Origin of the sequence: Mycolicibacterium novocastrense (assembly GCF_001570485.1) — a bacterium.
GTDB classification, from domain to species: domain Bacteria; phylum Actinomycetota; class Actinomycetes; order Mycobacteriales; family Mycobacteriaceae; genus Mycobacterium; species Mycobacterium novocastrense.
In genome coordinates, this window is sequence record NZ_BCTA01000002.1 from 317875 (window position 1) to 328833 (window position 10959).

Annotated in this window: 9 protein-coding genes; 7 read left to right on the forward strand and 2 right to left on the reverse strand. The window is 68.0% G+C overall.

All coding sequences use genetic code 11. From position 1 onward, the window contains the following. Nucleotides 1-121 precede the first annotated feature (121 nt). The 5 genes from RMCN_RS01720 (at nt 122) to RMCN_RS01740 (ending at nt 5814) form a co-directional block, all read left to right on the forward strand. Entirely contained in the window at nt 122-2077 is a 1956-nt protein-coding gene (locus RMCN_RS01720) for a 2-oxoacid:acceptor oxidoreductase subunit alpha (RefSeq protein WP_067386766.1), read from the forward strand. After that, on the forward strand, nt 2074-3144 hold the full coding sequence (locus RMCN_RS01725) for a 2-oxoacid:ferredoxin oxidoreductase subunit beta (protein ID WP_064413638.1): 1071 nt from the start codon (nt 2074-2076) through the stop codon (nt 3142-3144). The genes RMCN_RS01720 and RMCN_RS01725 overlap by 4 nt, the downstream gene beginning before the upstream one ends. A 10-nt stretch (nt 3145-3154) precedes the next feature. Continuing rightward, nucleotides 3155-3745: a molybdenum cofactor guanylyltransferase gene (gene mobA / locus RMCN_RS01730; RefSeq protein WP_084377011.1), complete on the forward strand. Its 591-nt coding sequence runs from the start codon at nt 3155-3157 to the stop codon at nt 3743-3745. 1007 nt (nt 3746-4752) lie between these two features. Continuing rightward, nucleotides 4753-5079 (forward strand): transglycosylase family protein, encoded by a 327-nt coding sequence (locus RMCN_RS01735; RefSeq protein WP_064413639.1) that lies wholly within the window; start codon nt 4753-4755, stop codon nt 5077-5079. Between the two features lie 216 nt (nt 5080-5295). Then, nucleotides 5296-5814, forward strand: a complete 519-nt coding sequence (locus RMCN_RS01740) for a transglycosylase family protein (protein WP_064413640.1) — start codon at nt 5296-5298, stop codon at nt 5812-5814. On the opposite strand, the gene RMCN_RS01745 is transcribed toward RMCN_RS01740, so the two are convergent. Both RMCN_RS01745 and RMCN_RS01750 read right to left on the reverse strand, forming a co-directional pair. Further along, nucleotides 5780-6361, reverse strand: coding sequence for a VOC family protein (locus RMCN_RS01745; protein WP_067386768.1), 582 nt, complete (start codon nt 6359-6361; stop codon nt 5780-5782). The two genes, RMCN_RS01740 and RMCN_RS01745, sit on opposite strands and share 35 nt — an antisense overlap. Further along, nucleotides 6358-7524 (reverse strand): FAD-dependent oxidoreductase, encoded by a 1167-nt coding sequence (locus RMCN_RS01750; RefSeq protein ID WP_067386771.1) that lies wholly within the window; start codon nt 7522-7524, stop codon nt 6358-6360. The genes RMCN_RS01745 and RMCN_RS01750 overlap by 4 nt, the downstream gene beginning before the upstream one ends. A 63-nt stretch (nt 7525-7587) precedes the next feature. On the opposite strand from RMCN_RS01750, the gene RMCN_RS01755 reads away from it, so the two are divergent. Both RMCN_RS01755 and RMCN_RS01760 read left to right on the forward strand, forming a co-directional pair. Further along, nucleotides 7588-9612, forward strand: coding sequence for an alpha/beta hydrolase family protein (locus tag RMCN_RS01755; RefSeq protein WP_067386773.1), 2025 nt, complete (start codon nt 7588-7590; stop codon nt 9610-9612). Between the two features lie 10 nt (nt 9613-9622). After that, nucleotides 9623-10912 carry a saccharopine dehydrogenase family protein gene (locus RMCN_RS01760; protein WP_067386775.1) on the forward strand — a complete coding sequence of 430 codons (1290 nt, stop codon included), beginning with the start codon at nt 9623-9625 and terminating at the stop codon, nt 10910-10912. Nucleotides 10913-10959 lie beyond the last annotated feature (47 nt).

Genomic DNA, 10959 nt, shown 5'->3' on the forward strand with positions numbered 1-10959 from the left:
AAGAAAAGTGCAATAATCGGTACTGGTAGTGACATCAAAAATCTTGGTGGACGTCCACCGACGGCGCGTCGATCGACTGTGACTCGGAGGACATCCCCACGCAGCGTGGAAGGCGGGCCTCGTGGCAGCGAACGACAACGCGGTCAGTCCGGGGAGTGCGAGTCCTCGACAGAAGCTCGAGAAGGTCGTCATTCGCTTCGCCGGCGACTCCGGCGACGGTATGCAGCTCACCGGTGACCGGTTCACCTCCGAAGCCGCCTTGTTCGGCAACGACCTTGCCACGCAACCGAATTACCCCGCCGAGATCCGCGCGCCGCAGGGCACGCTGCCCGGTGTGTCGTCGTTCCAGATCCAGATCGCCGACTACGACATCCTCACCGCGGGCGACCGCCCCGATGTGCTCGTCGCGATGAACCCGGCGGCGCTGAAGGCCAACGTCTCCGACCTGCCTCGCGGCGGGCTGATCATCGCCAACTCCGACGAGTTCACCAAGCGCAACCTCGCCAAGGTCGGCTACGAAGCCAACCCGTTGGAGACCGACGAACTGTCCGACTACGTCGTGCAGGCCGTGCCGATGACGACCCTGACGCTCGGCGCGGTCGAACCCATCGGCGCGTCCAAGAAGGACGGCCAGCGCGCGAAGAACATGTTCGCGCTCGGTCTCCTGTCGTGGATGTACGGCCGCGAACTCAAGCACAGCGAGGCGTTCATCCGCGAGAAGTTCGCGCGCAAACCCGACGTCGCCGAGGCCAACGTGCTCGCTCTCAAGGCCGGCTGGAACTACGGCGAGACGACCGAGGCGTTCGCCAGCACCTACGAGGTCGCGCCCGCCAAGCTCAGAACCGGTGAGTACCGCCAGATTTCCGGTAACACCGCACTGGCCTACGGAATCGTCACCGCCGGTCAACTCGCCGACCTGCAGGTCGTGCTCGGCACCTACCCGATCACCCCGGCGTCCGACATCCTGCACGAGCTGTCCAAGCACAAGAACTTCAACGTGCTGACCTTCCAGGCCGAAGACGAGATCGCCGGCATCGGTGCGGCCATCGGCGCGTCCTACGGCGGCGCCCTCGGTGTCACCAGCACCTCGGGCCCGGGCATCTCGCTGAAGTCCGAGGCGATCGGTCTGGCGGTGATGACCGAACTGCCGCTGATCATCATCGACGTGCAGCGCGGTGGGCCGTCCACCGGTCTGCCGACCAAGACCGAGCAGGCGGACCTGCTGCAGGTGATGTATGGCCGCAACGGCGAGTCGCCGGTCGCGGTGATCGCACCCCGCTCGCCGTCGGACTGCTTCGACGTCGCCGTGGAGGCCGCCCGCATCGCGGTCAACTACCACACGCCGGTGGTCATCCTCTCCGACGGCGCGATCGCCAACGGCTCTGAGCCATGGCGCATTCCGGACGTCAGCAGCTACCCGGCCATCGAGCACACGTTCGCCAAGTCCGGCGAGCCGTTCCAGCCGTACGCCCGTGATCCCGAGACCCTGGCCCGCCAGTTCGCGATTCCGGGTACGCCCGGCCTCGAGCACCGGATCGGCGGTCTGGAAGCGGCCAACGGCTCGGGGAACATCTCCTATGAGCCCAAGAACCACGATCTGATGGTCAGGCTGCGGCAGGCCAAGGTCGACGGCATCGCCGTGCCCGATCTCGAGGTCGACGACCCGACCGGTGATGCGGATCTGCTGATGCTCGGCTGGGGTTCGAGCTTCGGGCCGATCGGCGAGGCGTGCCGGCGCGCGCGTCGCAAGGGCATCAAGGTCGCCCAGGCGCACCTGCGCAACCTCAACCCGTTCCCGGCCAACCTCGGTGAGGTGCTGCGGCGGTATCCGACCGTGGTGTGCCCGGAGATGAACCTCGGCCAACTCGCTCTGCTGCTGCGGGGCAAGTACCTGGTCGACGTCCAGTCGGTCACCAAGGTGGAAGGTATGGCCTTCCTGGCCGACGAGGTCGAAGGCATCATTGATGCGGCACTGGACGGAACGTTGGGCGAGAAGGAAAGTGACAAAGTGAAGTTCGCACGACTGGCGGCGGCCACCGTCGAAGTCGGCGTGAGCGGTGTGGGAGCGAACGTATGACCGACTTGATCGGAGCAGATCTCGGGTTGACCGCAGGCACCAGCCGGGTGCCGACGACCGATCAGCCGCAGAAGTCGAAGGACTTCACCAGCGACCAGGAGGTCCGCTGGTGCCCCGGTTGCGGTGACTACGTCATCCTCAACACGATCCGCAACTTCCTGCCCGAGCTGGGGTTGCGCCGCGAAAACATCGCGTTCGTCAGCGGTATCGGCTGCTCGAGTCGCTTCCCGTACTACCTGGAGACCTACGGGTTCCACTCGATCCACGGCCGCGCCCCGACGATCGCGACCGGCCTGGCGCTGGCCCGCGAGGATCTGTCGGTGTGGGTCGTCACCGGTGACGGCGACGCGCTGTCGATCGGCGGCAACCACCTGATCCACGCGCTGCGCCGCAACATCAACATCACGATCCTGCTGTTCAACAACCGGATCTACGGGCTGACCAAGGGCCAGTACTCCCCGACGTCGGAGGTCGGCAAGGTCACCAAGTCCACTCCGATGGGCTCGCTGGACTACCCGTTCAACCCGGTGTCGCTGGCGCTCGGCGCCGACGCGACGTTCGTCGGCCGTGCACTGGACTCCGACCGCAAGGGGCTCTCCGAGGTGCTGCGCGCCGCCGCCGCTCACCGCGGTGCGGCCCTGGTCGAGATCTTGCAGGACTGCCCGATCTTCAACGACGGCTCGTTCGACGCCCTGCGCAAGGAAGGCGCCGAGGAGCGGCTGATCAACCTCACCCACGGCGAGCCGGTCACGTTCGGCGCCGACGGCGAGTACTGCGTGGTGAAGTCCGGCTACGGGCTCGAGATCGCCAAGACCGCCGATGTGTCGGCCGACGAGATCGTCGTCCACGACGCCAACCTCGAGGACCCGGCCTACGCGTTCGCGTTGTCGCGGCTGTCGGACCAGAGCCTCGAACACATGGTGATGGGCATCTTCCGTCAGGTGAGCAAGCCGACCTACGACGACGCGGCCCGCCGGCAGATCGCGGCGGCCCGCTCCGAGAAGGCGCACGACACGGCCGCACTTCAGTCACTGCTTCGGGGCAAAGACACCTGGACTGTCGACTAACGTCACCGTCATGACGACCACCGTTCCGCTGGCCGGAATCATCCTGGCGGGCGGGGCTTCCCGCCGCATGGGCCGCGACAAGGCCACGTTGCCGTATGAGGGCACCACGCTCGTCGAGCGGATGGTGAGCATCCTGGCGCCGCGGTGCGCGCCGATCTTCGTCATCGCCGCCCCCGGGCAGGCACTGCCGGCGCTCGACGCCGAGGTTCTGCGCGACGAGGTGCGCGGCGTCGGCCCGCTGTTGGCGACCGGCCGGGGGCTGCGGGCTGCGGCCGAGGCCGGGTCGGAACTCGCGTTCGTCTCCGCGGTGGACATGCCGCTGCTGACCGTCGAGCTGATCGACGAATTGGTGGCCCCGGCGCTTCGCGTGGAGGCCGACGTGGTGTTGCCATGGGACGGCCGTGACCACTACCTCGCCGGTGTCTATCGCACCGCGCTGGCCGGGCGTGTGGACGAACTGATCGCTGCGGGGGAGCGAAGCATGCGCGCGCTGGTGGACCGGGTCGACACCCAGCGGATCGTCATGCCCGAACAGCGTGCGCTGACCAACGTCAACACCGCCGCCGATCTCGCCGCCATCCGCGACGTGCAAATCGCCTAGCAAATTCACCGACTGAAATACCTGCTATTCGTGAAGGTGTGAATTGAATTCGCGCCAGTGAATTAGTTCGTATTCCGCCGTAATAAAGCGCACCTACATGCCGAAATCGCCTCTGTGTCAGAAGGCGAAGTGGGTAGTCGAATGGTCCGAGCTTCCAACGGCTTTCGATGGGTCAGTGGGTGAATTCGGCCTTCGTGAGGTCTCTTTCGGTGTGTGGCGCCCGGAAAAGGCAGGCCGCGACGGCTGGAACGGTCGCTTCCAAAAGGGCCATGCACGGAGTGCTCACGGCTGGTTCGCTGTTTGAGATGTGCCGAGTGTCGGTGCCCAACGCCGAAAAGCCCGCTGGCATAACGGAGTCCGTCACGGGCTGCCGGAACGGCGGTGGGATGCCATCGTGCAGGTGCGTTCGGGTTGTCTTCGTGAGTCGCTGATGCGCACGATGTTTCGGCTGTCGGACTGGGTCGACGGGCCAGCGAAGTCACCACGGTCACGGGCAACGATCGCGCCCGCTGCGGTCATTTTGTCCACGCCACTGCGGTTTTGGCCGCCCGAGCTGAGGCGCGACCGCGCATAGCCGTGGCCCAGCTCACAAATTAGCCGTGAGATGGCTCACGAGAACCGGGGCGAACACGAGTTTTGGCGTCTCCGTCAAACCGCCGTACTACCAGGGACTACGCACGGAGATCTTCGCCGTAATCGTTTCGTGATCTTGCCGCGACACACCTTCGCTCGATATGACGACGGCGGAACTCATTTTGTACGGTCCCCAATGGCTCTACCCGGAGCAAACAATTTGAAAACCACGAACCTGTGTGTGAGTGGGGCTGTAGGAGGCCAACGGTCTCCGGCGGCCGCCGGCGCGAAGGCCCGGCGAGGCACTTCCGGCCTCCCGCTGTCGCACCCGACCGAGACGGTGCGGCCCAACTCCTGGCCTGGCCGACAGGCATGCCCACCCCGTGCGATCTGCGCGGGCGTGTGTTGGCGCGCGCGTGGCGAAAGGATAGAAGTTGAAGAACATCCGCAAGACACTTGGCCTGGCGACCTTTGCCGGCGCGCTCGCAGTGGCGCCCATGGCTCTGGCCACCGGCACTGCCAATGCGGACAGCGGTGTGGACTGGGACGCCGTCGCGGCGTGCGAGTCGGGCGGTAACTGGTCCATCAACACCGGCAACGGCTACTACGGCGGCCTGCAGTTCACCATGGGCACGTGGCAATCGAACGGCGGCAGCGGCTCCCCGCACAACGCCAGCCGCGAGGAGCAGATCCGCGTCGCCGAGAACGTGCTGCAGTCGCAGGGCATCGGCGCATGGCCGACCTGCGGCGGTCGCGGCTAAGCACGCGTTTTCGTCTTATCAGGGGCGGTGCCGGGATTATCCGGCACCGCCTCTTCTTTCTCAGAAGGCTCTTACGCCAATTAAGTAACGAATAAAACTTTTGACCCTCGCGTAACACGTGACGTTCATCACCCGACACACCGGATAACCGCAGCGGAGATCGAGGGGTTCTCGGATGCGGGCCTTGTGAAAAACGGTCGGGGAAGGACCGCAGAGATGAACGTTCGTACCGCAGTGGGCAAGGGCCTTTTGGCCGCGGCGATCTCCGGAGCGCTGGCGATGGTGCCGATGGCACTGTCCGAGTCGTCGTTGGCCACCGCCAACGCCGATTCGGTGAACTGGGACGCCATCGCCGAATGCGAATCCGGCGGCAACTGGGCCACCAACACGGGCAACGGCCACTACGGAGGCCTGCAGTTCAAGCAGGCCACCTGGGCCTCCAACGGCGGTGTCGGCAACCCGGCGACCGCATCGCGCGCAGAGCAGATCCGCGTGGCCGAGAACGTCCTGCGCACCCAGGGCCTGAAGGCGTGGCCGAAGTGCGGGCCCCGCGGTGCCACGCCCGCGGTGTGGACCACGCCGTCGGGTCCGTCCGCGCCGACCGCACGGACCGTGCCCGCCACCGCGACCGGTTGCGCGGCGATGCCGTCCAGCGGCCTGTTCGGCTTCGTCAATCCGCGTCAGATGTGCACCGCGCTGCTCAACCCGATCGGGACGATCGCCGGAGCACGCTGAACTCGTTGCCCTGCGGGTCTGTCAGCCCGTCGGGGGCCGAGTCGACGCTCCACTGCCAGCGGTTCGGAACGACACGGCGGTCGTCGACGCGGACGAACTTCCAGATGAGGTCCTCCCAGCCGGATGACCCGTAGAGCCACCGCGGCGTCCCGTCGAGGCCGTCGCGCAGCTCGGCCCCCACCCGCGGCGCCCACCAGGCGGCGAGCTCTTCGGGGCGGTCGCTGTCCGTGCAGACGGCGAACAGGCGGGCGGGAGGGCCTTCATCCCGCTTTCGGGGGAACGCGCAGAATTCGTTGCCCTCGATGTCGGCGAGCGTCGTCCACCCGGGGTGCTCGGCGAGCACACGGGCGCCGAGGTCGAGGAGCGCCGCGATGTCGCGGACGTCGAGGTCCACGTGGACGCGGTTCTTCACCGTCTTCGGGCGGTCCTGCGGTCGAAAGACCAGTAGCCGGCGCTGCGCGTCGACCCCGAGGACTGCCGCCCAGAAGGCGGACAACGCGGGCGGGTCGGCCGCGTCGACGACCAGCGGGCCCAGCCGCACGCTCACGCCGCGGACACGTCGCGGTCGGTGGGCGGCTTGAACGCCGATCGTGCCGCCACAGCGGCCAGGTGACCGGCGATCAGGGCTTCGGGTCCCAGCACCGTCGCCCGGCTCACGAGCGCACTGAGCGCCGGCGGCAGGTTCATGACGCGCCCGATGAACCGCGATTCGCGGACCAGCGAGCGGACCCGCGGACGGCGAAACGCCACGAACCGCGCGAACGCCGCACCGACGTCGTCGTCGCCATCGAGGAACCGCGCCAGGATCGCGGCGTCCTCCAGCCCCTGACAGCCGCCCTGTCCCAGGTGCGGACGCATCGGATGCGCGGCGTCACCGACCGTCACGATGGAACCCCGCGACCACTGCCGCGCCTCGTCGCGGTCATAGAGGTCGTTGCGCAAGACGGCGGCGGGATCCGTGGCGGCCAGGATCTCGGGGATGGGCGGGGCCCACGACGCGAACCGCTCCCGAAGGTAGGCCAGTTCACCCTGCGGCGCCGTGGTCGCCTCGGGTACTCGTTCGGTGGCGAACCAATACGTGTGGTCCTGCCCGAGTGGGACGTGGCCGAACTCGCACGCTGGGCCGAGTGTCTCGCCCGCGAGCTCGGGATCGATTCTGCAGTCGGCCACCCCGCGCCACGCGGTGTAGCCGACATATCGGTTGTGCAGCGGTCCGTTGAGATGACGGGCGACCATCGAATGCGTGCCGTCGGCGCCCACGACGGCGTCGGCCTCCAGCACCGCGGAGTCGGCCAACGTGACTCGGATGCCGTCGCCGGTCACCGCCAGCGCCTCCACCGCCACGCCGGCCCGCACGGTGCCGTCGGCGAGCGCCCCGGCCAGAATCGATGTCAACGCCGAACGGCGGATGACGACAAGAGGTTCGCCGAGCGCCTTGATGAGGCGTTGCCGTTCGGGTCGCCGCAACCAGCTGCCGTCACGCCAGCGCGCCGCACCTGCCGTGACCCGGCCGCCGGCCTCACGCACGGGGTCGCCGAGGCCGATGTTGTCGAGCGCGGCCAAAGCGTTGGGCCAGATGCTGATTCCGGCTCCCGAGGACGTGTCGGTGCGCTCCTCGACAAGCGTGATGTCGAGTCCGCGCTGTTGCAGGGCCACAGCGGTCGCCAACCCGGCGATGCCCGCCCCGACGACTACGATCCGCTTCGGCATGCGTCGAACGTAGCGCGCAGCACGTCGCGGGGAGGGTCGCCGGGGTGTGCTACCAACGGGGGCATGACCGCGACGGCCCTCGACGCCCCGTCCCGCGCGCCCTTCGACGACCTCGACGAGTACGTGGCGTTACCCCGCGTCTCGGGACTGGCGCTGTCGCCGGACGGAACCCGGTTGGTGACCACCGTCGCTCAACTCAACGACAAGAGAACCGAATACGTCAGCGCGGTCTGGGAGCTCGACCCCACCGGCGCCGAACCGGCGCGCCGGCTGACGCGGGGGACCGAGGGCGAGTCGGCCCCCGCGTTCGCGGCCAACGGCGATCTGCTGTTCGTCGCAGTCCGCCCGACCGCGGACGACGACGCGCCACCCGCCGCGCTGTGGCGACTTCCGGCGACCGGCGGTGAGGCGGCGCAGGTGCTGTCACCGCCCGGCGGCGTCGAGGCGGTGCGCACCGCCCGCGAAGCTGACGTGGCGGTGGTGCGCTCACCATTGATGCCCTCGGCACGGACCATCGCCGAGGACCGCCGGCTGCGAGACCTGCGCAAGGACAACAAGATCACCGCGATCCTGCACACCGGCTATCCGATTCGGCACTGGGACGCCGATCTGGGACCGGGCGAGCCGCACCTGCTCGCCGTCGCGCTGACCGACGATTCCGCGTGCGGTGAAGACGTGCGCGACCTGACCGCCGCGCCGGTCGGCGCCTTGCGCGAGTCCGACTTCGACATCAGTTCCGACGGGCGGTTCCTGGTCACCACGTGGCAACGGCCCGCCCCCGGTGCGTCCCGCCATTCGGTGCTGATGCGGATCGACCTGGACACCGGCGAACGCTCGGTGGTGGTGGCCGAGCCCGACGCCGACGTGTGGAGTCCGGCCATCTCACCGGACGGCACCACCGTCGTCTACCTCCGCGAGACGTTCTCGACACCCGATACGCCGCCGCGAATCACGCTGGGATGCACCCGGTTTGGCGAGAGCCCACGCGTGCTCGCCGGTGATTGGGACCGGTGGCCGGCATCGGTGACGTGGCTGCGGGACGGCTCGGCGGTGATCGTCACCGCCGATCAGGACGGCAGGGCACCGGTTTTCCGGGTCGGCCTCGCCGACGGTGCGGTAACCCAGCTGACGTTCGACGACTACTGCTACTCCGATGTGGTTGCCGCTGCGGACGGTGTGCTGTTCGCGTTGCGAAGCTCCTATGCGGCGCCGCCTCACCCGGTGCGCATCGACCCCGACGGCGGTGTCACCGAGCTTCCGTGTGCGGCGCTGCCGCCGCTTCCGGGGACGCTGACCGAACTCGAGACGACGTCCGGCGACGGCACGCGGGTGCGTTCGTGGTTGGTGCTCCCGGCCGGTGACGGAAAGGCGCCGCTGCTGCTGTGGATCCACGGCGGTCCGTTGGCCAGCTGGAACGTGTGGTCGTGGCGGTGGAATCCGTGGCTGCTGGCGGCTCGCGGGTATGCGGTGCTGCTGCCCGATCCCGGGATCTCCACCGGTTACGGGCAGGACTTCATCGCGCGGGGCTGGGGCGCCTGGGGCGGTGCCCCTTTCGAGGATCTGATGGCCATCACCGATGCCGCGTGCGCGTATCCCCGCATCGACGCGTCGCGTACCGCGGCGATGGGTGGGTCGTTCGGTGGCTACATGGCCAACTGGGTCGCCGGCCACACCGACAGGTTCGACGCGATCGTCACCCATGCCAGCCTCTGGGCGCTCGATCAGTTCGGCGCCACCACCGACTCGTCGTACTACTGGCTACGGGAGATGACGCGCGACATGGCGGAGGCCAACTCGCCGCATCACCACGTCGCCGAAATCCGTACGCCCATGCTGGTCATCCACGGCGACAAGGACTACCGAGTGCCGATCGGCCAGGCGCTGCGGCTCTGGTACGAGTTGCTCACCCACTCCGCGCTGGCGGCCGATGCCGACGGCGACAGCCCGCACCGGTTTCTGTATTTCCCGTCGGAGAACCACTGGGTGCTCACTCCGCAACACGCCAAGATCTGGTACCAGGTGGTGATCGGGTTCCTGGCCCGGCACGTGCTCGGTGAGGACACCGAGGTGCCCGAGACGCTCGGGTAGCGTCGCGACCATGAGCGCACCGGAGCCGGACGGCCGGCGACCTTCGACATCCGAGCGGGAATTCGACATCGTCGTGTACGGGGCCACCGGGTTCGTCGGGAAACTCACCGCCGAATATCTGGCCAGGACGGCTTCGGGGGCCCGGATCGCGCTCGCCGGCCGATCGCACGACAAGCTGATCGCCGTCCGAGAGTCCCTGGGTGATGCGGCCCGCTCGTGGCCGCTGATCACCGCGGACGCCTCGCAGCCGTCGACACTGAACGCGATGGCCGCACAGGCGCGCGTCGTGGTCACCACGGTGGGGCCCTATGCGAAGTACGGCCTGCCGCTGGTCGCGGCGTGCGCGGCGGCCGGCACCGACTACGCGGACCTGACCGGGGAGTCGCTGTTCATCCGCGACAGCATCGACCAGTACCACAAACAGGCCGCCGACACCGGTGCGCGCATCGTGCACTCGTGCGGATTCGATTCCGTGCCTTCGGATCTCACAGTGTTCGCGTTGTACCGGCGGGCCCAGCGCGACGATGCGGGCGAACTCACCGACACCAACCTGGTGGTGCGGTCCTTCAAGGGCGGCGTGTCCGGTGGCACGGCCGCCTCGATGATCGAGGTCATGCGGGCGGCATCGTCAGACGCCGAGGCGCGCCGGGTGATGAACGACCCTTACACGCTCACCCCGGACCGCGCCGCCGAACCCGAGTTGGGTGGCCAACCCGATCTGCGGTGGCGGCGCGGCGGAGAGATCGCACCCGAACTCGACGGCTATTGGGTGGCGCCTTTCGTGATGGCCGCGGTCAATACCCGTATCGTGCGGCGCAGCAACGCATTACTCGACTACGCCTATGGGCGGCGACTCGAGTACGGCGAACAGATGAGCATGGGCAAGTCGATGCTCGCGCCGGTCGCATCGGCGGTGGCCGCGGCCGGTAACGCCGCGACGATGGCCTTGGGCAGCCGCTACTTCGACCGGGTGCCCGGCAAGCTGATCGAGCGGGTGCTGCCGAAACCAGGCACCGGCCCCAGCGAGAAGGTCCGCGAAAGCGGCCACTACACCGTCGAAACGTATGCCACGACCGCCACGGGCGCCCGGTATCGCGCCGTCATGGCGCAGAAGGGCGATCCGGGCTACAAGGCGACGGCGGTGCTGCTGGGGGAAAGCGCATTGGCGCTGGCGTTCGACCGCGACAAGCTCTCCGACCTTCGCGGCGTACTCACCCCCGCCGCGGCGATGGGCGACGTGTTGCTCACCCGGTTGCCCGCAGCGGGGGTGACGCTGGAGACGACGCGCCTGCCGGGGTAGCGCACGTCACACCGGGTCGGAAGCGAAAAACCGCTCTGTTCGGGGCA

Coding starts and splice junctions, on each gene's coding strand:
- RMCN_RS01750 (WP_067386771.1), bottom strand. CDS start 7,524: ATGCCGAAGCGGATCGTAGTCGTCGGGGCGGGCATCGCCGGGTTGGCG.
- RMCN_RS01760 (WP_067386775.1), top strand. CDS start 9,623: ATGAGCGCACCGGAGCCGGACGGCCGGCGACCTTCGACATCCGAGCGG.
- RMCN_RS01725 (WP_064413638.1), top strand. CDS start 2,074: ATGACCGACTTGATCGGAGCAGATCTCGGGTTGACCGCAGGCACCAGC.
- RMCN_RS01740 (WP_064413640.1), top strand. CDS start 5,296: ATGAACGTTCGTACCGCAGTGGGCAAGGGCCTTTTGGCCGCGGCGATC.
- mobA (WP_084377011.1), top strand. CDS start 3,155: ATGACGACCACCGTTCCGCTGGCCGGAATCATCCTGGCGGGCGGGGCT.
- RMCN_RS01755 (WP_067386773.1), top strand. CDS start 7,588: ATGACCGCGACGGCCCTCGACGCCCCGTCCCGCGCGCCCTTCGACGAC.